Genomic DNA, 18,626 nt, shown 5'->3' on the forward strand with positions numbered 1-18,626 from the left:
TGCCTGCCTATGACCGCGAACCTGTCCCCGCAACAGCCCACGCCCGATGACCATGACCACCTGCAACGCAGCCTGTCCAACCGCCATATCCAGCTGATCGCCATCGGTGGCGCCATCGGTACCGGGCTGTTCATGGGCTCGGGCAAGACCATCAGCCTGGCCGGCCCGTCGATCATCTTCGTCTACATGATCATCGGTTTCATGCTGTTCTTCGTCATGCGCGCCATGGGCGAGCTGCTGCTGTCGAACCTCAACTACAAGTCGTTCATCGATTTCTCCGCCGACTTGCTCGGGCCCTGGGCCGGCTACTTCACCGGCTGGACCTACTGGTTCTGCTGGATCATCACCGGCATCGCCGATGTCATCGCGATTTCGGCCTATTCGCAGTTCTGGTTCCCTGACCTGCCGCAGTGGGCGCCGGCAATTGCCTGTGTCGGCCTGCTGCTTTCGCTGAACCTGATCACGGTGAAGATGTTCGGGGAGATCGAGTTCTGGTTCGCCATGATCAAGATCGTCGCCATCGTCGCCCTGGTGGGTACCGGCCTGTACATGGTCATGGCCGGCTTCCAGTCGCCCGCCGGGCGCACCGCTGACCTTGCCAACCTGTGGAACGACCAAGGCATGTTCCCCCATGGCCTGATGGGCTTCTTTGCCGGTTTCCAGATTGCCGTGTTCGCCTTCGTCGGCATCGAACTGGTGGGCACCACCGCTGCCGAAGCGAAGAACCCGGAGCGCAACCTGCCGCGGGCGATCAACTCGATCCCGGTGCGCATCATCGTCTTCTACGTGCTCGCGCTGATCACCATCATGGCGGTCACGCCATGGCGTGACGTGGTGCCGGGCAAGAGCCCGTTCGTGGAACTGTTCGTGCTCGCCGGCCTGCCGGCAGCGGCCAGTATCATCAACTTCGTGGTGCTGACCTCGGCGGCCTCCTCGGCCAACAGCGGCGTGTTCTCCACCAGCCGCATGCTCTTCGGCCTGGCCCAGCAGGGTGATGCGCCCAAGCGTTTCGAGCAGTTGTCCAAGCGCAGCGTGCCAGCCAGCGGTCTGCTGTTCTCCTGCACTTGCCTGTTGGCCGGGGCACTGCTGATGTACGTGATTCCGGACCTGGTCGAAGCCTTCACCCTGGTAACCACGGTGTCGGCGATCCTGTTCATGTTCGTCTGGTCGCTGATCTTGCTGTCGTACCTGAACTACCGCAAACAGCGCGCGGCGCTGCACCAGGCCTCGAAGTACAAGATGCCTGGCGGGCGCCTGATGTGCTGGGTGTGCCTGGCGTTCTTCGCCTTCATCCTGGTGCTGCTGAGCCTGGAGCACGATACCCGCCAGGCGCTGATCGTCACGCCGTTGTGGTTCGTGCTGCTGGCCGTGACCTACCAGTTCGTGCGGCGTAATCGCGCGCTGCTGACCGCCAACGCCGACAACTGATCAGTCGAACTTCAAGCCTTCTTGTTCGTACGCCGACGCCGCACGGTCCCACTGCTGTTCCAGTGCGGCGTCGGCCTCGGCTCGTTGCGCCTCGCTCGGGCCGTCGATGAACACACTGCGGCCCTGGCCAAGGCTCAGGCAGGCATTGATGTCACCACCCCAGATGTAAGGAAGGATCACTAGAAAACTGTCCGAGTCGACTTCGGCATAGTGCGCCAGTTGCCGCAGCGGCGCCAGCAGTTGCAGCATCTCGCCATAATTGTCGGTGAACTCCAGCACGGCGAACGTCCACACCCCGGCCTGCTCATCGTAATGACTGCTGTTGCCCGCAGAAAACTCAACCCAGCCTTCGATCAGATCGCCCAGGCTGCAGGAGGCGGTACGGTCCAGGTCCTCGGCGGGGAGCTCGCCCGGGCCGTACGCGTCTTTGCTGTCATACCAGCATTGCCAGTCGTCGAACTGCCGCGGGTTGGCCACCGGCGCGCTCATCGCGGCCTGATAGGCAGCGGGGTTGAGGTTACAGCGAATGTACAGCGACGAAGCTTCCATCGGGTCTTTCCTTGTTCCGTGGGTGAATATTGATCAAACCGAGCTCAGAGAGGCTCAGCCTTCTGCTGCCTTGAGCAATTCGGCCAGCACCGCATCGGCCTCGGCGCGTTGCGCTGGGGTCGGCGCCTTGGCGAACTGGCTGCGGCCGTTGAGGGTCAGGAAGGCGTTGTCGCCGTCGCCCCAGATGTACGAGTAGACCAGCATGAAACTGTCGGAGTCGGCGGCGCAGTACGGCGCAACGCTGCGCAGGGGCGCCAGCAGCGAGATCATCTCGCCGTAGTTCTCGCTGAACTGCAACAGGGCGAAGCGCCAGGCGCCCGCCTTCTCGTCGTACTCCGAGTACGTGCCCCAGCCAGTGACGCCGACCAGCTCTCTCAGGTTTTCTGCCACCAGCGGCCGCAGGTCTTCGCTCCTGACCTTGCCCGGACCATACATCCCCTGGCTGTCGAACCATTGCTGCCAATCGTCGAAGGCGGGCGCCCCGCCCGGCGGCGCGGCCTTGACCTCGGCGTACTGGGCGGCAGTCATGGTGCAACGAAAATACAGCGAGGACGGCTCGCTGGCCTGCACCTGCCCCATTGCAGCCCATAAGCCGGCCAGCAGCATCCCTGCACGCACGTGTCTGTTCACTGTCATCGTCCCTGAACGGTGTTGAAGGCGGCGATGATACCCGCGCGAACCAAAGCTGTGCAGAGAACTTTTCCGCGCACCGGCCACAGCGCCATCACGGTGCAGACATGCTTGCCCGCAACCCTGAATTACCGTGCAAACCCCGCTCCAGACAGCCTCGCGCCACTCGGCACAGCCCTTGCTAACGCTCTTGGGCGAAGTCGCCATCTGCCCAACAGAACATCCGATTCCATGGAGAGAGCACTATGAAGCGTCGCAGTCTGATCAAGGCCTTTACCCTCAGCGCATCCATCGCGGCGATGGGCCTGAGCTGGAGCATCCAGGCCGCCGAGACCATCAAGGTCGGCATCCTGCATTCGCTGTCGGGGACCATGGCGATTTCCGAGACCTCGCTCAAGGACATGGCCCTGATGACCATCGAACAGATCAACGCCAAGGGCGGAGTCAACGGCAAGCTGCTGGAGCCGGTGGTGGTCGACCCGGCCTCGAACTGGCCGCTGTTCGCCGAGAAGGGCCGCCAGCTGCTGACCCAGGACAAGGTCGCGGTGGTGTTCGGCTGCTGGACCTCGGTGTCGCGCAAGTCGGTACTGCCGGTATTCGAAGAGCTCAACGGGCTGCTGTTCTACCCGGTACAGTATGAGGGCGAAGAGATGTCGCCGAACGTTTTCTACACCGGTGCCGCGCCCAACCAGCAGGCGATCCCGGCAGTGGAGTACCTGATGAGCGAAGACGGCGGCGCCGCCAAGCGCTACTTCCTGCTGGGCACCGACTACGTCTACCCGCGCACCACCAACAAGATCCTGCGCGCCTTTTTGCACAGCAAGGGCGTGGCCGACAAGGACATCGAAGAGGTCTACACGCCGTTCGGCCACAGCGATTACCAGACCATCGTCGCCAACATCAAGAAGTTCTCCGCTGGCGGCAAGACGGCAGTCATCTCCACGGTCAACGGCGACTCCAACGTGCCGTTCTACAAGGAGCTGGCCAACCAGGGCCTGAAAGCCACCGACGTGCCAGTGGTGGCCTTCTCGGTGGGCGAGGAAGAACTGCGCGGCATCGACACCAAGCCGCTGGTGGGGCACCTGGCCGCGTGGAACTACTTCGAGTCGGTGGATAACCCGGTCAACAGCCAGTTCGTCGCCGACTGGAAAGCCTATGCCAAGGCCAAGAACCTGCCGGGCGCCGACAAGGCGGTGACCAACGACCCAATGGAGGCCACCTACGTCGGCATCCACATGTGGGCCCAGGCGGTGGAAAAGGCCAAGTCCACCGATGTCGACAAAGTCCGCGAAGCCCTGGCCGGGCAGACCTTCAAGGCGCCGTCGGGTTACACCCTGACCATGGACAAGAGCAACCACCACCTGCACAAGCCGGTGATGATCGGCGAGATCCAGGATGACGGCCAGTTCAACGTGGTCTGGGAAACCGAGCAACCGCTGCGTGGGCAGCCGTGGAGCCCGTTCATTCCAGGCAACGACAAGCGACCGGATTATGCGGTGAAGGGCAACTGACCCGCGATGAGGCCCCAAAGCACACCACAAGGAAACCGTCATGCCCAAGGCTCTCCTGTGCCTTTTCCTCAGTCTCCTGCTACTGCCGCTAGCCGCTCAGGCAGCCGACGCCGACTACTTCATCGCCGCCAAGGCCAATGAGCAGGCGCGTCTGCTGCAGGACTGGGCGGCGCAACCGGACCCATCCCGCCTTGAATTGCTGAGCTCCCTGCAGCAAGGCCGCATCGCCCCCGGCGACAGGCGCAAATTGCGCCTGAACAACCGCCTGCGCGGGCTGGTGGATAACGCCCTGGCCAGCCACCAGTTGCTCAGTGCAGACAGCAGCGTGCGCCTGGCGGCGGCCCAGCAACTGCAAAAAAGCGCCCAGCCGGCTCAGGTCGCCTTCCTCGACCGGCGCTTTGCCACAGAGTCCGACGCCGCCGTGCATGCCGCCCTCGGCCTGGCGCTGGCCAACTTGCAACTGGTCGACAGCGACCCGGCCGTACGCCTGGCCGCGGTGCGCCTGCTCGGCGAAACCGGCGACCCCATGGCCCGCACCCGCCTGGAGGCGCTGCTCCAACCCGGTGTCGAAAACAACGCTGGCGTGCGTACCGCCGCCGAAACCAGCCTGGCCCAGGTCAAGCGCAAGCTGCTGTTCGGCGAGCTGCTCGGCCAGGCCTTCAGCGGCCTGTCGCTGGGCTCGATCCTGTTGCTCGCGGCCCTGGGCCTGGCCATCACCTTCGGCCTGCTCGGGGTGATCAACATGGCCCACGGTGAGATGCTCATGCTCGGTGCCTATGCCACCTACGTGGTGCAGATCCTGGTGCAACGCTACGCACCCGGGGCTATCGAGTTCTACCCGCTGATCGCCTTGCCGGTGGCCTTCGCCGTCAGCGCCGGGGTCGGCATGCTCCTGGAGCGTACGGTGATCCGCCACTTGTACGGTCGCCCGCTGGAAACCCTGCTGGCTACCTGGGGCATCAGCCTGATCCTGATCCAAGCCATCCGCCTGCTGTTCGGCGCGCAGAACGTCGAAGTGGCCAACCCGGCCTGGCTCTCCGGTGGCATCCAGGTGCTGCCCAACCTGGTGCTGCCCTACAGCCGCCTGGTGATCATCGCCTTCGCCCTGTTCGTGGTGCTGCTGACCTGGCTGCTGCTCAACCGCACGCGCCTGGGCCTGAACGTGCGCGCAGTCACTCAGAACCGCAACATGGCCGCCTGCTGCGGCGTGCCCACCGGGCGTGTGGACATGCTCGCCTTTGGCCTCGGCTCGGGTATCGCCGGGCTTGGCGGCGTTGCCCTGAGCCAGATCGGCAACGTCGGCCCGGACCTGGGCCAGAGCTACATCATCGACTCGTTCCTGGTGGTGGTGCTTGGCGGCGTCGGCCAACTGGCCGGCAGTCTCTGGGCGGCCTTTGGCCTGGGCATCGCCAACAAGTTGCTCGAACCGCAGATCGGTGCGGTGCTCGGCAAGATCCTCATCCTTGCGCTGATTATCCTGTTCATCCAGAAACGCCCGCAAGGCCTCTTCGCGCTCAAGGGACGGGTAATCGACTGATGAACCAGCCTCTGCTTGTTACCGCCAGCCAGAAGGCCGGCCCGCGCTGGACCCTGGCCATCGGCGCCGTGGTACTGCTGGTGCTGCTGGCCCTGCCAGTGCTGTCGCTGCTGCCCGCCGGGCACAGCCTGCAGGTCTCGGCCTACACCCTGACCCTGGTCGGCAAGATCCTCTGCTACGCCATCGTCGCCCTGGCCCTGGACCTGGTCTGGGGCTATGCCGGCCTGCTGTCGCTGGGCCATGGCCTGTTCTTCGCCCTCGGCGGCTATGCCATGGGCATGTACCTGATGCGCGAAGCGGCCGGTGACGGCCTGCCGGCGTTCATGACCTTCCTGTCGTGGAGCGAACTGCCCTGGTACTGGGCCGGCACCCAGCACTTTGCCTGGGCCCTGTGCCTGGTGGTGCTGGCGCCGGGGTTGCTGGCGCTGGTGTTCGGCTTCTTCGCCTTCCGTTCGCGGATCAAGGGCGTGTACTTCTCGATCATGACGCAGGCCCTGACCTTCGCCGGCATGCTGCTGTTCTTTCGCAACGAGACCGGCTTTGGCGGCAACAACGGTTTCACCCATTTTCGTAGCATCCTCGGCTTTGAAATCACCGCGCAAAGCACCCGTGCGGTGCTGTTTTTGCTCACTGTCGCCCTGTTGGTAGCCAGCCTGTACCTGGGTTGGCGCCTGGCCCGGAGCAAGTTCGGCCGGGTCCTGACCGCCCTGCGCGATGCCGAGAACCGCCTGATGTTCTGCGGCTACGACCCACGCGGTTTCAAGCTGTTCGTCTGGGTCTTGAGCGCAGTGCTGTGCGGCCTGGCCGGGGCCTTGTACGTGCCGCAAGTGGGCATCATCAACCCCAGCGAGATGTCGCCGACCAACTCCATCGAAGCCGCCGTGTGGGTCGCCCTCGGCGGGCGCGGCACGCTGATCGGGCCGCTGCTGGGCGCCGGGCTGGTCAACGGCATGAAGAGCTGGTTCACCGTGGCTTTTCCCGAGTACTGGCTGTTCTGCCTCGGTGCGCTGTTCATCCTGGTGACCCTGTACCTGCCACGGGGCGTGGTTGGTCTGCTGAAGAAAAGGGGCGAACAATGAGAGCCATCCCGCTAGCGCCGGTGCACCCGCAATTCATGCTCGAACCGATCCTCGACGCCGGCAGCGGCCGCGATGCCATCGGCCTTGGCCAGCGCCGCGGCGAAGGCCTGGACGTACGTCACGGCACGGTACTGACCCTGGAAGACATCAACGTCAGCTTCGACGGCTTCAAGGCGCTGAACAGCCTCAACCTGTACATCGGCGTCGGTGAACTGCGCTGCATCATCGGCCCCAACGGCGCCGGCAAGACCACCCTGATGGACGTGATCACCGGCAAGACCCGCCCTACCAGCGGCAAGGCCTGGTTCGGTGACACCTTGGACCTGACCCGTATGAGCGAAGTGCAGATCGCCCAGGCCGGGATCGGCCGCAAGTTCCAGAAGCCGACAGTGTTCGAGGCTTTGAGCGTGTTCGAGAACCTGGAGCTGGCGCAGAAGGCCGACAAGTCGGTGCTGGCCAGCCTGGTTGCGCGCCTGAGCGGCGAACAGCGCGACCGCATCGACGAGATCCTGCAGACCATTCGCCTGAGCGGTTCGGCCGAGCGCCAGGCGGGTTTGCTCTCCCACGGCCAGAAGCAGTTCCTGGAGATCGGCATGCTGCTGATGCAGGACCCGCAATTGCTGCTGCTCGATGAACCGGTGGCGGGCATGACCGATGCCGAAACCGAATTCACCGCCGAACTGTTCAAGCGCTTGGCCGGCAAGCATTCGCTGATGGTGGTCGAGCATGACATGGGCTTTGTCGGCAGCATCGCCGACCACGTCACCGTGCTGCACCAGGGCAGTGTGCTGGCCGAAGGGTCGCTGGAACAGGTGCAGGCGGATGACCGGGTGATCGAGGTTTATCTCGGAAGGTGATCTGGAAAGCATCGCGGGGCAAGCCCGCTCCCACAGGCTCCGCGATAAGACCAAAAAAGGACATCAGACATGCTGAAAATCGATTCCCTGCACCAATACTACGGCGGCAGCCACATCCTGCGCGGCCTGTCGTTCGAGGCCAAGGTCGGTGAAGTCACCTGCCTGCTCGGGCGTAACGGCGTCGGCAAGACCACCCTGCTGCGCTGCCTGATGGGCCTGCTGCCCACCCGCGAAGGCAGCGTGCACTGGGAAGGCCAGGCGATCACCGCACTCAAGCCGCACCAGCGGGTGCACGCCGGCATCGCCTACGTGCCCCAGGGCCGCGAGATCTTCCCGCGCCTGACCGTCGAGGAGAACCTGCTGATGGGCCTGTCGCGCTTCGGCGCCAGCCAGGCCAAAAGCGTGCCGACGTTCATCTACGAGCTGTTCCCGGTGCTGCTACAGATGAAACAGCGCCGTGGCGGCGACCTCTCCGGCGGCCAGCAACAACAGCTGGCCATCGGCCGCGCCCTGGCCAGCCAGCCGCGGCTGCTGATCCTCGATGAGCCCACCGAAGGCATCCAGCCTTCGGTGATCAAGGAGATCGGCGCGGTGATCGGCAAGCTGGCTGCCCGTGGCGACATGGCGATTCTGCTGGTCGAGCAGTTCTACGACTTTGCCGCCGAACTTGCCGACCAGTACCTGGTGATGTCGCGCGGCGAAATCATCCAGGCCGGGCGTGGTGAAAATATGGAAGCCGAGGGTGTGCGCGGCCTGGTAACCATTTAACCTGAGCCGATCACCGTGTCCCTGTTCGAGAACCTGCCATGACTTACCTGCTGCGCGATGCTGTGCCTGCCGACCTGCCGGGCATTCGCGATATCTACAACGATGCCGTGCTCAACACCACGGCGATCTGGAACGAGCAAGCGGTGGACCTGGCCAACCGCCAGGCCTGGTTCGATGCCCGCCAGGCCCAGGGGTATCCGATCCTGGTGGCGGTGGACGCTGCCGAGCAGGTACTGGGCTATGCTTCGTTTGGCGACTGGCGGCCGTTCGAAGGTTTTCGCCATACCGTCGAACACTCGGTGTACATCCGCAACGACCAGCGCGGCAATGGCCTGGGCCCCAAGCTGATGCAGGCGCTGATCGAACGGGCCCGCGCCTGCAACAAACACGTGATGGTCGCCGCCATCGAAAGCGCCAACGCCGCCTCGATTCGCCTGCACCAGCGCCTGGGCTTCACCCTCAACGGGCAGATGCCCCAGGTCGGAGTGAAGTTTGGCCGCTGGCTGGACCTGACCTTCATGCAGTTGATCCTCAACCCCGATGCCCCGCCCCCGACAATGGAGTGACGCCTGTGAATGCTGCGCAGCTCAATCGTGTAACCCATGAAAGCTTTACGTATTACCGCGACGGCCTGGTGGCGTTGCTGCTGGATGCCGTGCAACAGGGCGCCTCGGTAGGCTTTCTGGCGGATATCGATGGGCAGCAGGCCGAGCGCTATTTTGAAGAAGTAAGGCAGCGCCTGGTCAGCGGCGAGCTGTTGCTGTGGGTGGTGGGCAAGGACAAGGAAGTGCTGGGCAGCGTTCAGCTGGGCCTGTGCCTGAAGCCCAACGGCTCGAACCGCGCAGAAGTGCAGAAGCTGCTGGTGCACAGCGCGGCGCGCCGGCGCGGGCTGGGCCAGCAACTGATGCAGGCACTGGAACTGGCGGCGCGGCAGAAGCAGCGCGGCATGCTGTACCTGGATACCGAGGCCGGCTCGGCGGCCGAGGTTTTCTATCGGTCGCTGGGGTACAGCAAGGCCGGCGAGATTCCGGATTACGCCTGTGGGCCGGACGGGGTTTATCGGGCGACGGCGTTGTACTTCAAGTTGCTGTAGCTCTTTTGGGGCCAATCGCCCGGTGCATGCAGTCCCCTGTGGGAGCCGGCCTTACCGGTGATCGGCCGCGCAGCGGCCGCAACCCACTCAGCCCTGCACAAACCGCCCCAGGCGCTGCCTGAGCATGCTGTTCTCGCTGCGTAGCTGCTGCACTTCCTCCAACAGCTCCAGCGCCAGCGCCACCCCTTCCCACTCCAGCTCCAGATCGTGATGCAGCTTGGCCGCGCGCTTGGCCAGCACCGGCGCCTGATCGTCAAACAGCCAGTCTTCCGGCGTTCGCCCGGAAGGCTCGACAATGCCGTGTTCGACGATTTCGATCACGTAGGCCGCCGGCAGATCGGCTTCCTGACAGAGGGTCTGCATGTCCAGTTGAACGATCAGGGTACTGCTCATGATCAGCTACTCCATTGTGTCCTCGGGTTGAACGCAGCCTTCTCCGACAGCTTGGTCCACAGCTCGCGAGCGGCGGCATCGGACTGGCTCGGCATCACCACTTTCAATTGCGCATACAGGTCGCCACGCTGACCCTGCTTGTTGCTCAGGCCCATGCCCTTGATCCGCAGGCGCTGGCCGTTCTGGCTGTCCGGACGGATGGTCAGGTTGACCTTGCCGGTCAGGGTCGGCATCGCCACCTTGGTGCCCAGCGCGGCTTCCCACGGTGCCAGTGGCACGGTGATGATCAGGTCATGACCTTCGACATCGAACAACGGATGCGGTGCCATGCGAATGGTCAGGAACAGGTCGCCATTGGCGCCGCCACCGACGCCCGGCGCGCCCTGGCCCTTGAGGCGGATCTTCTCGCCGTCGCTGACACCGGCCGGGATCTTCACGTTCAGGGTCTTGGTGGTGAAGCCGGTGCGCTGGCCGCTGGCGTTGTGCTGCGGCACCTGGAAGCTGATCTGCTTGGATTCGCTGGACAAGGTTTCCTCAAGGAAAATCGCCAGTTCCATTTCCACGTCCTGCCCCCGCCGTCCGGCACTGCGTTGCTGGCCGCGGCCAAAAGGATTGCCGTTGCCACCGCGCGAACCGAAGATCGAGCTGAAGAAATCGGAAAAATCGCCACCGTCGCCGAAACCCTCGGCCCCCGTCGAACCGCGACTTTGCCAGCCCGGCGGGCCCTGGAACGGCCGGCCATGCTGACCGTACTTGCGCAGTTCGTCGTACTCGGCGCGTTTTTCCGGGCTGCTCAGGGCTTCATAGGCCTCGTTGGCCTCCTTGAATTTCTCCTCGGCGTCACGCTCTTTGCTGACGTCGGGGTGATACTTGCGCGCGAGCTTGCGGTAGGCGGTCTTGATCGCCTTGTCATCCGCAGTGGGCTCAACGCCAAGAATCTTGTAATAGTCTTTGAAGTCCATCTAAGGAATCACCATGGGTTAATCGAATGCTTGTGTAGATTGGGGTCAAGCATAGCCTTTCAAGGTGCTCATGGGTTTGCCGCAAAGCAGATAATCGGTCTTGATTCTGCTGACGACTGGCATAAACTGCGCGGCCGTTTTTCCCCCGGAAGTACAACCCATGAGTGACGCATCCCCGGCCCGTGCCTGCGGTATCGACTTTGGCACCTCCAACTCCACCGTCGGCTGGCACCGCCCGGGCGTGGAGTCGTTGATCGCCCTGGAAGACGGCAAGATCACCCTGCCGTCGGTGGTGTTCTTCAACATCGAGGAGCGCCGCCCGGTGTACGGCCGCCTGGCCCTGCACGAATACCTCGAAGGCTATGAAGGCCGCCTGATGCGCTCGCTCAAGAGCCTGCTGGGTTCCAAGCTGATCAAGCACGACACCAGCGTGCTGGGCACCGCACTGCCGTTCAAGGACTTGCTGGGCATGTTCATCGGTGAGCTGAAAAAGCGCGCCGAGGCCAACGCCGGCCGGGCCTTCGACGAGGTGGTACTGGGCCGTCCAGTGCATTTCGTCGATGACGACCAGGCCGCCGACCAGGAAGCCGAAGACACCCTGGCGCAAGTTGCCAGGAAGATCGGTTTCAAGGAAGTGTCGTTCCAGTACGAACCGATTGCCGCCGCATTCGACTACGAGTCGAACATCCAGGGCGAAGAGCTGGTGCTGATCGTCGACATCGGCGGTGGTACCTCGGACTTCTCCCTGGTGCGCCTGGCCCCTGAGCGGCACATGCTCGATGATCGCCAACAGGACATCCTCGCCACCGGCGGCGTGCACATCGGCGGTACCGACTTCGACAAGCAACTGAGCCTGCAGGGCGTGATGCCGCTGTTCGGCTACGGCAGCCGGATGAAAAGCGGCGCCTTCATGCCCACCAGCCACCACATGAACCTGGCCACCTGGCACACCATCAACTCGGTGTACTCGCAAAAATCCCAGCTGGCCCTGGGCAGCATGCGCTACGACATCGAAGACACCGATGGCATCGACCGCCTGTTCAAGCTGATCGAACAGCGCGCCGGGCACTGGCTGGCGATGGAAGTGGAAGAGACCAAGATCGAACTGACCCAAAACGACCGCCGCCTGGTCGACCTCAAGCGGGTCCAGCCGGAGCTCAGCGTCGAACTGACCCGGGCGCTGTTCGAAGAGTCGATCGACAACCTGCTCGAACGCGTACGCGGCAGTGTCAGCGAGCTGCTGACCAAGGCCGGCGTGGGTGTGGCACAGGTGGATACGGTGTTCTTCACCGGCGGTTCCAGCGGCATCCCGGCATTGCGCCAGAGCGTGGCGGCGATGCTGCCCAATGCCCGGCACGTCGAAGGCAACATCTTCGGCAGCATTGGCAGCGGTCTGGCGATCGAGGCGCGCAAGCGTTACGGCTGACAGCATCGCGGGTCAAGTCGGACCGCCGCTCCTACAGTGGGAGCGGCGGTCCGACTTGACCCGCGATAAAATTCACACCAGCTCTTGCTGGCGCAACTCACTCTTCAGATAGGCGTAGTAAATCGGCCCCGCGACCACCCCCGGCAGTCCGAACGCCGCCTCGCATACCAACATCGCCAGCAGCAATTCCCACGACTTGGCACTGATCTGCCCGCCGACGATCCGCGCGTTGAGGAAGTACTCGACCTTGTGGATAACGATCAGATAGCCCAGTGCCGCCATCGCCACCCAGATCGACAACGACAGGCCAACGATAGTGATCAGGGTGTTGGACATCAGGTTGCCGATCACCGGCAGCAAGCCCAGCAGGAAGGTCAGCACGATCAGGGTCTTGGTCAGCGGCAGGTGCACGCCGAACAGCGGCAGTACCACGGCGAGAAAGATGCCGGTGAAGAAGGTGTTGAGCAGGGAAATCTTGATCTGCGCGAAGACGATGTTGCGAAACGCCTGCACCAGCAGCGCCAGGCGATTGAACAGCGCCGCCGCCAGGGGCTTGCGCTTGGAGATGTCGGGGATGCGCTGCAGGGCGACGATGGCGCCGAGGATCATGCCGATCAGCAAGGTGACGAACATGTGCGCCGCACCCTTGCCCACCAGTTGCAGCTCACCCAGGTGGGTCTTGAGCCATTCGCCGATGGCCACCTTGAACTCCGAGGCGCTGGCCGGCAGGTAGGCGTCGATGAACGGCGGCAGTTGGCCGCGCGCCTGATCGACCAGCAGCATGAACTTGTCCAGTGACGCCCCGGGGTTTTCCGCTTCGTGCAGCAGAAAACTGATGGCGCCGGCAAACAAAAGGGTCAGGGTACTGACCACCAGGGTGCCGAGCAACGCCACCGCCAACCAGCGCGCACGTTGGCCGGAAATCAGGTGCTGCAGCTTGGGGGTGAGCATGTTGACCAGTTCGAACACCAGCAGGCCGGCCAGCAGGCTCGGCAACAACTTGAGCGGCAACACCAGCAACAATCCGGTGAAGACGATGATCCAACTGGCCAGGGTGATCTGGCGCTGAGTAAAGGTCATACAACCTCGAAAGGCGACGCATGGAAAACCGGCAGTCTGCCAGCCTTCGCCGGGCAGGCATAGTGGCACGCTGCAGCGTTGCGGCTGGCAATGCCGCCACGATGTTTCTATCATTGCCGCCCCCATGGAAGGGTGGCGCCGACGCTGGCGCTTTCGCAGGTAAGCGAGACAGGAGTCCTCTGTGCCTTTCCACCTTCAAGGCAAAGAGCTCCAGACCATGCGCAAACTGCTTGTCCTGCTTCCACTGATGCTGCTTGGCGGCTGTTCGGAAGATTTCGCCACCCTGCACTTTCAGCAGTCGGTCAGTTCCTTCTACGGCGGCCTCGCCACGCGCTACGGCGATGACTTGTACCAGGCCATCCTGGCACTCAAAATCGACCCCGAAGACATCGAGGTCGAGCTCGACTCGAACGACAGTCGGGTCATCCTCATCAGCGTCTCACGCTCACTCGAAGCCAGCAAACGCCAGGCCCTGCGCGAATTGCTCGATGAAATTCCCCGGGCCCGCGCGGCCAGCTCCTGGGAAGTCGATGTCACCCTGGAAACGGACGCCCCAGACGCCAAGTACGATCAGTGGCGGGAGTCGGTCGAACGCATAAAGGGGCCAGTGACCCTGCAGCTCAAGCTCGACGACCGGATAGAAGTGCTGTCCAGCGCCACGGCGCAAGAGCGCAAACTTGCTGCCGAAACCGACAGCCAAGTGTCGAGCATCATCACCTGTCACGCGCTGGCCGAAGTGTCCGATGGGCCGTTCAAGTTCAAGTCGATCGTGCAGCTCGACGATGGCCCTCCGGAGCGTGCGCAGGTCATCATCGAGTACGCGTACCTGCAGTTCGCCCAACTGCCAGCACGCTTCGATTTCAAGGACCCGGTCCTGAAAGAGAGAATCCACAACGGCCAGGTCAAAGCCTGGCAAGCCGAAAATACGCCGCAGCGCAGCCCGTGGCGCCCCTTCGAGATGGCCTTCGAGATCGGCTCGCTGGGCAAGCAGAGCCTGAACCTGACCCCGGGCAAGGACCTGCGTGTCGGCCTGCTGCAGAGCGACTGCCGGGAGCTGGCCAACCGCGCCGGCCGGCCGTTCTCGCTGTTTATGGGCCAAGGCCTGGACCGGCTCGAGTCGGTGACCTACGCCAACTGACGAAGGTTACTTTTTCTTCAGGCAGTCGCTCATGAACGCCTTGCGCTCATCGCCCTTGAGCGCCTTGGTGGTGGCGTCGGCGTTGCAGGTTTTCATTTTTTCCTGCTGAGTCGCAGGCTTGGCTTTCAGGCAGGTGCTCATGAACGCCTTGCGCTCGTCGCCCTTGAGCGCCTTGGTGGTGGCATCGGCGTTACAGGTTTTCATTTTCTCCTGTTGCGCGGTGGCGGCAAATCCTTGGGAACACATCAGCAAACCGAGCAACATCAACGGCACACGCACAATCTTCATGGCGTTTTCTCCTGGTCGCCGCGCCAAGCGCGCAGCCTTGCGCGAGAGTTTAGACAAATATTCTTACAAACCACCAGCACGAGGCGCTTCAGCCCGCGCTTGCCGCCGGTACTGTTCGGGAGTGCAGTGGGCCTGGCGCTGGAACATGGCGATGAACGCCGAGGCGCTACTGTAGCCCAGGTCGAAGGCAATCTGCTGGATCGGCAGGTTCTGCTCCAGCGCCTCGATGGCACGCAGAAAGCGCAAACGCAGGCGCCACTCGCCAAAGCTCATGCCCAGTTCGCGGATAAACTGCCGGGCCAGGGTGCGTTCGCTGACATGCACGCTGGCGGCCCAATCGCCGAGCGGGCGATTGTCGCCGGGCTCGGCATGCAGGGCTTGCAGCACCTCGCCCAGGCCGGCGCTGCGCGCGTAGGGCAGGTAGCAGGTCTGGGTCGGTGCGCGGCGCAACTGATCGACCAGCACCTGAGCCAGGCGCTGATCGGCTTCATCTTGCGCAACCTTGACATCGCGAGCAGCAAAATCGCCAAGGATAGCCTTTAGAATGTCGCTGATCACCAGGGTACAGGGCTCGGCCGGCAGCCCCTGGCACAGGGTGCGGTCCAGGTACACCGAGCGATAGACGATGGCCTGCGGGTTGTAGCAGCTGTGCTCGGTGTCGGGCGGGACCCACACCGCATAGTGCGGCGGCGAGATCAAGCGCTGGCCGTCGATCTCCAGGTGCATGATGCCGTGAGCCGCATAGTTGAGCTGGCCCCAGGCGTGACGGTGGGCGGCGCTGTGGGTGTCGGCACCGAATTCGTCGTAGCGAAAATACACCGGGGCGGGCAAGGCCTCGAATTGCGGGATGTTTACGTACTTTATCGACATGCTGTCTGGATCTATGCGCAGGTTGTCTGGATACAAGTATAAGCAACAGGACAGACAAGCGGATAATAGTCGCCTGTACCCTCAAGAGTTCCCGTTTCATGAATTATGCGTTTCCGTTGCTGGCAATCTTCATCTGGGCCGGCAATACCGTGGTCACCAAGATGTCTGCCGGGGCGATCTTCCCCGCCGAGATCGGTTTCTATCGCTGGCTGCTGGCCGGCCTGCTGTTCACTCCGTTCCTGTTGCGCCCGGTCTTGCGCAACTGGGCAGCCATCGGCCCGCACCTGGGCAAGATCTTCATCCTCGGCGTGCTGGGCATGGCGGTGTACCAGAGCCTGGCCTACTTCGCCGCGGCCATCACCAGCGCCACCAACATGGGCATCATCCTTTCACTGATGCCATTGATGTCCCTGGCCTTGGCAATCATCAGCCTAGGCCAGCGGCTGACCATCGGCGCGCTGATCGGCGCCTTGGTGTCGTTCATCGGTGTGCTGGTGGTGGTCTCGGCGGGCGATCTGGCAGTGCTGGTGCAGCATGGGGTCAACGGCGGCGATGCGCTGATGCTGATCGCCACCCTCGCCTACGCGGTGTACAGCACCCTGCTGAAAAAGTGGCAGCTGCGTATCCCGCCATTGCAACTGCTGTATCTGCAGGTGCTGGTGGCGATCATCGTGCTGTTTCCGTTGTTCCTGTTCTCGCAAAAGACTGGCCTGGGCGCGGGCAATATCGGCCTGGTGATCTATGCCTGCGTGCTGGCCTCGATGATCGCGCCACTGGCCTGGATGCAGGCAGTCAGCCGCCTGGGGCCGAGCCGCACGACGCTGTTCTTCAACCTGCTGCCGGCAGTAACGGCAGTAATCGCCGCGATGGTGCTGGGCGAGCAACTGGCCCTCTATCACCTGGTGGGCGGGGTGCTGACCCTGGTTGGGGTAATACTTGCCGAACGCTGGAAAACACCCTTGCGCCGCAGCGCTACAGCCCCGCAGCCTTGAGCCTGGCGGCATGTTCGGTGAACAGCCGCACCGGTTCCGCGCCTTTGCCCACCGCACCTAGCGACTGGTTGACGATGTCCAGGTGATCGAGCGGATAGTCATCGCCGATCACCTGGCCCAGGTGCGAACTGAAGCGCCCGACCATGCCATCGCACTGGCCCTTTTCCCGCACGAAGGTACGGGCGAACAGGCGGCAGAAGCGGTTGCTGCCGTCCAGGCGGTTGAGACCGCGATCGGTGCGGCCCGGTTGCAGGGTGCCGGACCAGGAGTAGTAACGCACGCCATTGACCTCGGCCGGGCCCTCGCCGCCCCAGGTGGTCGGCAGGCCCTGTGGATAAGCCTGGTTGAACCGCGCCACGCCGGCGCTGGTGAGCGATTGGTGCGAGGCGTGTACGTCAATCGGCAGTTTCGGCCCGCGCCAGCCGGTTTCCAGCCAGCCCATCAACACCCCTAGGCCATGCAGCAGCGCCTTGAGCAGACGGCCGCGCGCGGAGTCGGCGGGGTAATACTCATGCAGGTGATCGGCCAGCTCCGAGCCATGATTGGGCCCGGCAATCGAGGTGACCGACGCCACCCATTCCGGTCGTTTGGCTGCGGCGTAACGCGCGGTCAGGGCACCCTGGCTGTGGCCGAGCAGGTTGACCTTGTCGGCGCCGGTGCGCCGCCGAAGGTCCTCGATGATCAGCAACAACTGCTCGCCGCGCACCTCGCAGGAGTTGAGCGGCGACACCTGCACGGCAAATACCGTCGCCCCACCACGGCGCAATGCCGAAACGATCCCGAACCAGTAGGGATACAGCAGCAGGCGGACAAACCCGAGCATGCCCGGCACCAGCACCAGTGGATAACGCGTGGCAAGCCCTTGGGCCATGGCTGCATTCCCCGTTCCGTGGACAGTCGCCCAACCCTACAGGCAACTCGATGGCAATCGCAATCGAACTCCCGCCGCTCACTGGGGTTCCAAGCCAATAGACCCTCAGCAAGGAGCTCAACCATGTACAAACAGACCCTGGCCATCCTCCTGACCACCGCTACCCTGGCCGCCTGCGGCAGCCGCCCGGAAAACCCGGTGGACTACGTCACCTATCACGAAGAGCCGCTGGTCAAGCAGGTCGAGAACGGCATGACCATGCAGCGGGTGATCGCCATTGGCGGCAGCCCGTCGACGGTGATCGACCTGCCCCATGGCGGTACCTGCAACAACTACATCCTCAACCGTGACGGCAAGCAGCAGGCCTACTACGTACGTTTCGACGCCACCGGCCATGTCGACGCCAAGGGCTTCAAGACCTGCGAACAGCGCCAGGTCGATGACGAGGCCGTCGAAAAGGCCAAGGCCAAGCTATAAAACTTTTCCGCGCGCGGGGGACTCACAGCTTAAGTGACCAGCGCGCCGACAGAGCGTGAAGATCTATCCGTTTTCAGCCTGGAGATGATGATGAGCAACGTTGAACTGACCGATGTTAAAACCTTGCGTGAACGCGCCCGCCAGCATGTCGAGCAGGGCGCCGTGACCGAAGGTTACAGTGCCGACCGGGAGAAGATCCTGCGCCTGCTCAACGAGTCGCTGGCCACCGAGTGGGTCTGCGCCCTGCGCTACAAGCGCCACTACTACATGGCCAGCGGGATCAAGGCCAGTGTCGCCGCTGAGGAGTTCCTCGAGCACGCCACCCAAGAGCTGGAACATGCCGACAAGCTGGCCGAACGCATCGTCCAGCTGGGCGGCGAGCCGGACCTGAACCCGGACAACCTGAGCAAGAATTCCCACGCCCAGTACGTGGCCGGCAAGAACCTCAAGGAGATGGTCCTTGAAGACCTGATCGCTGAGCGGATCGCCATCGACAGCTACCGCGAGATCATCCAGTACATCGGCGAGAGCGACCCGACCACCCGCCGCATCTTCGAAGATATCCTGGCCCAGGAAGAAGAGCACGCCGACGATATGGCGGACTTGCTGCAAGGCCTGTAAACCTTATCGCGGGTCATGTCGGGTCGCCGCACCGCCGCTCCCACAGGTACATGTGG

21 protein-coding genes are annotated in these 18,626 nt (G+C 63.3%); 13 read left to right on the forward strand and 8 right to left on the reverse strand.

Annotated features, from left to right (window positions below; translation table 11 throughout):
- Positions 1-9 precede the first annotated feature (9 nt).
- Positions 10-1,428 carry a D-serine/D-alanine/glycine transporter gene (gene cycA / locus F8N82_RS22120; RefSeq protein WP_095162055.1) on the forward strand — a complete coding sequence of 473 codons (1,419 nt, stop codon included), beginning with the start codon at positions 10-12 and terminating at the stop codon, positions 1,426-1,428.
- Here the strand turns inward: cycA and F8N82_RS22125 are convergent, their stop codons facing one another.
- Together F8N82_RS22125 and F8N82_RS22130 are read right to left on the reverse strand one after the other, a co-directional pair.
- Positions 1,429-1,977 (reverse strand): hypothetical protein, encoded by a 549-nt coding sequence (locus tag F8N82_RS22125; protein ID WP_038997400.1) that lies wholly within the window; start codon positions 1,975-1,977, stop codon positions 1,429-1,431.
- 54 nt (positions 1,978-2,031) lie between these two features.
- A complete protein-coding gene (locus F8N82_RS22130) occupies positions 2,032-2,607 on the reverse strand; it encodes a hypothetical protein (RefSeq protein ID WP_224793688.1) in 576 nt (191 codons plus the stop codon).
- A 245-nt stretch (positions 2,608-2,852) separates the two neighbouring features.
- Between F8N82_RS22130 and urtA the strand changes: the two genes are divergently transcribed.
- The 7 genes from urtA to F8N82_RS22165 all read left to right on the forward strand — a co-directional run bounded on the left by urtA (position 2,853) and on the right by F8N82_RS22165 (position 9,452).
- The gene (gene urtA, locus F8N82_RS22135) at positions 2,853-4,118 is read left to right on the forward strand and encodes an urea ABC transporter substrate-binding protein (RefSeq protein WP_038997402.1); all 1,266 of its coding nucleotides are present in this window, start codon (positions 2,853-2,855) and stop codon (positions 4,116-4,118) included.
- Between the two features lie 40 nt (positions 4,119-4,158).
- On the forward strand, positions 4,159-5,655 hold the full coding sequence (urtB, locus tag F8N82_RS22140; RefSeq protein ID WP_038997403.1) for an urea ABC transporter permease subunit UrtB: 1,497 nt from the start codon (positions 4,159-4,161) through the stop codon (positions 5,653-5,655).
- Positions 5,655-6,734, forward strand: coding sequence for an urea ABC transporter permease subunit UrtC (gene urtC, locus F8N82_RS22145; protein ID WP_038997404.1), 1,080 nt, complete (start codon positions 5,655-5,657; stop codon positions 6,732-6,734). Before urtB ends, urtC begins: the two co-directional genes overlap by 1 nt.
- Positions 6,731-7,591, forward strand: coding sequence for an urea ABC transporter ATP-binding protein UrtD (urtD, locus tag F8N82_RS22150; RefSeq protein WP_038997405.1), 861 nt, complete (start codon positions 6,731-6,733; stop codon positions 7,589-7,591). Before urtC ends, urtD begins: the two co-directional genes overlap by 4 nt.
- 69 nt (positions 7,592-7,660) lie before the next feature.
- Entirely contained in the window at positions 7,661-8,359 is a 699-nt protein-coding gene (gene urtE / locus F8N82_RS22155; RefSeq protein ID WP_038997406.1) for an urea ABC transporter ATP-binding subunit UrtE, read from the forward strand.
- A 38-nt stretch (positions 8,360-8,397) separates the two neighbouring features.
- On the forward strand, positions 8,398-8,925 hold the full coding sequence (locus F8N82_RS22160; RefSeq protein WP_038997407.1) for a GNAT family N-acetyltransferase: 528 nt from the start codon (positions 8,398-8,400) through the stop codon (positions 8,923-8,925).
- Positions 8,926-8,930: 5 nt separating this feature from the next.
- Entirely contained in the window at positions 8,931-9,452 is a 522-nt protein-coding gene (locus F8N82_RS22165; RefSeq protein WP_038997408.1) for a GNAT family N-acetyltransferase, read from the forward strand.
- Positions 9,453-9,539: 87 nt separating this feature from the next.
- Here the strand turns inward: F8N82_RS22165 and F8N82_RS22170 are convergent, their stop codons facing one another.
- Positions 9,540-9,845, reverse strand: coding sequence for a chaperone modulator CbpM (locus F8N82_RS22170; protein WP_038997409.1), 306 nt, complete (start codon positions 9,843-9,845; stop codon positions 9,540-9,542).
- Between the two features lie 2 nt (positions 9,846-9,847).
- Positions 9,848-10,807, reverse strand: coding sequence for a curved DNA-binding protein (gene cbpA, locus F8N82_RS22175; protein WP_038997410.1), 960 nt, complete (start codon positions 10,805-10,807; stop codon positions 9,848-9,850).
- Between the two features lie 160 nt (positions 10,808-10,967).
- Between cbpA and F8N82_RS22180 the strand changes: the two genes are divergently transcribed.
- Complete coding sequence (locus F8N82_RS22180) at positions 10,968-12,233, forward strand: Hsp70 family protein (RefSeq protein ID WP_038997411.1); 1,266 nt, start codon at positions 10,968-10,970, stop codon at positions 12,231-12,233.
- Positions 12,234-12,305: 72 nt separating this feature from the next.
- Here F8N82_RS22180 and F8N82_RS22185 read toward each other — a convergent pair whose 3' ends face one another.
- A complete protein-coding gene (locus tag F8N82_RS22185; protein ID WP_038997412.1) occupies positions 12,306-13,313 on the reverse strand; it encodes an AI-2E family transporter in 1,008 nt (335 codons plus the stop codon).
- 217 nt (positions 13,314-13,530) lie between these two features.
- Here F8N82_RS22185 and F8N82_RS22190 point away from each other — a divergent pair, with 217 nt between their 5' ends.
- Positions 13,531-14,451 (forward strand): hypothetical protein, encoded by a 921-nt coding sequence (locus tag F8N82_RS22190; RefSeq protein ID WP_141231045.1) that lies wholly within the window; start codon positions 13,531-13,533, stop codon positions 14,449-14,451.
- Between the two features lie 6 nt (positions 14,452-14,457).
- Here F8N82_RS22190 and F8N82_RS22195 read toward each other — a convergent pair whose 3' ends face one another.
- Positions 14,458-14,739 carry a PsiF family protein gene (locus F8N82_RS22195; RefSeq protein ID WP_038997414.1) on the reverse strand — a complete coding sequence of 94 codons (282 nt, stop codon included), beginning with the start codon at positions 14,737-14,739 and terminating at the stop codon, positions 14,458-14,460.
- A 63-nt stretch (positions 14,740-14,802) separates the two neighbouring features.
- Entirely contained in the window at positions 14,803-15,609 is an 807-nt protein-coding gene (locus F8N82_RS22200) for an AraC family transcriptional regulator (protein ID WP_038997415.1), read from the reverse strand.
- Between the two features lie 98 nt (positions 15,610-15,707).
- Here F8N82_RS22200 and F8N82_RS22205 point away from each other — a divergent pair, with 98 nt between their 5' ends.
- Positions 15,708-16,601, forward strand: a complete 894-nt coding sequence (locus F8N82_RS22205; RefSeq protein ID WP_038997416.1) for a DMT family transporter — start codon at positions 15,708-15,710, stop codon at positions 16,599-16,601.
- Here F8N82_RS22205 and F8N82_RS22210 read toward each other — a convergent pair.
- On the reverse strand, positions 16,582-17,472 hold the full coding sequence (locus tag F8N82_RS22210) for a lipase family alpha/beta hydrolase (protein ID WP_038997417.1): 891 nt from the start codon (positions 17,470-17,472) through the stop codon (positions 16,582-16,584). The genes F8N82_RS22205 and F8N82_RS22210 overlap by 20 nt on opposite strands.
- Before the next feature lie 123 nt (positions 17,473-17,595).
- On the opposite strand from F8N82_RS22210, the gene osmE reads away from it, so the two are divergent.
- Both osmE and F8N82_RS22220 read left to right on the forward strand, forming a co-directional pair.
- Positions 17,596-17,949 carry an osmotically-inducible lipoprotein OsmE gene (gene osmE / locus F8N82_RS22215; protein ID WP_038997418.1) on the forward strand — a complete coding sequence of 118 codons (354 nt, stop codon included), beginning with the start codon at positions 17,596-17,598 and terminating at the stop codon, positions 17,947-17,949.
- A gap of 90 nt (positions 17,950-18,039) precedes the next feature.
- Positions 18,040-18,570, forward strand: coding sequence for a ferritin-like domain-containing protein (locus F8N82_RS22220; RefSeq protein WP_038997419.1), 531 nt, complete (start codon positions 18,040-18,042; stop codon positions 18,568-18,570).
- Positions 18,571-18,626: the final 56 nt, after the last annotated feature.

Origin of the sequence: Pseudomonas fluorescens (assembly GCF_902497775.2) — a bacterium.
In the GTDB taxonomy this organism is placed as follows: domain Bacteria; phylum Pseudomonadota; class Gammaproteobacteria; order Pseudomonadales; family Pseudomonadaceae; genus Aquipseudomonas; species Aquipseudomonas putida_F.

Excerpts from the sequence above, each read along its gene's own strand:
- cycA (WP_095162055.1), top strand. The coding sequence starts at position 10 with ATGACCGCGAACCTGTCCCCGCAACAGCCCACGCCCGATGACCATGAC.
- F8N82_RS22125 (WP_038997400.1), bottom strand. The coding sequence starts at position 1,977 with ATGGAAGCTTCGTCGCTGTACATTCGCTGTAACCTCAACCCCGCTGCC.
- urtA (WP_038997402.1), top strand. The coding sequence starts at position 2,853 with ATGAAGCGTCGCAGTCTGATCAAGGCCTTTACCCTCAGCGCATCCATC.
- urtB (WP_038997403.1), top strand. The coding sequence starts at position 4,159 with ATGCCCAAGGCTCTCCTGTGCCTTTTCCTCAGTCTCCTGCTACTGCCG.
- urtC (WP_038997404.1), top strand. The coding sequence starts at position 5,655 with ATGAACCAGCCTCTGCTTGTTACCGCCAGCCAGAAGGCCGGCCCGCGC.
- urtD (WP_038997405.1), top strand. The coding sequence starts at position 6,731 with ATGAGAGCCATCCCGCTAGCGCCGGTGCACCCGCAATTCATGCTCGAA.
- urtE (WP_038997406.1), top strand. The coding sequence starts at position 7,661 with ATGCTGAAAATCGATTCCCTGCACCAATACTACGGCGGCAGCCACATC.
- F8N82_RS22160 (WP_038997407.1), top strand. The coding sequence starts at position 8,398 with ATGACTTACCTGCTGCGCGATGCTGTGCCTGCCGACCTGCCGGGCATT.
- F8N82_RS22170 (WP_038997409.1), bottom strand. The coding sequence starts at position 9,845 with ATGAGCAGTACCCTGATCGTTCAACTGGACATGCAGACCCTCTGTCAG.
- cbpA (WP_038997410.1), bottom strand. The coding sequence starts at position 10,807 with ATGGACTTCAAAGACTATTACAAGATTCTTGGCGTTGAGCCCACTGCG.
- F8N82_RS22180 (WP_038997411.1), top strand. The coding sequence starts at position 10,968 with ATGAGTGACGCATCCCCGGCCCGTGCCTGCGGTATCGACTTTGGCACC.
- F8N82_RS22185 (WP_038997412.1), bottom strand. The coding sequence starts at position 13,313 with ATGACCTTTACTCAGCGCCAGATCACCCTGGCCAGTTGGATCATCGTC.
- F8N82_RS22190 (WP_141231045.1), top strand. The coding sequence starts at position 13,531 with ATGCGCAAACTGCTTGTCCTGCTTCCACTGATGCTGCTTGGCGGCTGT.
- F8N82_RS22195 (WP_038997414.1), bottom strand. The coding sequence starts at position 14,739 with ATGAAGATTGTGCGTGTGCCGTTGATGTTGCTCGGTTTGCTGATGTGT.
- F8N82_RS22200 (WP_038997415.1), bottom strand. The coding sequence starts at position 15,609 with ATGTCGATAAAGTACGTAAACATCCCGCAATTCGAGGCCTTGCCCGCC.
- F8N82_RS22205 (WP_038997416.1), top strand. The coding sequence starts at position 15,708 with ATGAATTATGCGTTTCCGTTGCTGGCAATCTTCATCTGGGCCGGCAAT.
- F8N82_RS22210 (WP_038997417.1), bottom strand. The coding sequence starts at position 17,472 with ATGGCCCAAGGGCTTGCCACGCGTTATCCACTGGTGCTGGTGCCGGGC.
- osmE (WP_038997418.1), top strand. The coding sequence starts at position 17,596 with ATGTACAAACAGACCCTGGCCATCCTCCTGACCACCGCTACCCTGGCC.
- F8N82_RS22220 (WP_038997419.1), top strand. The coding sequence starts at position 18,040 with ATGAGCAACGTTGAACTGACCGATGTTAAAACCTTGCGTGAACGCGCC.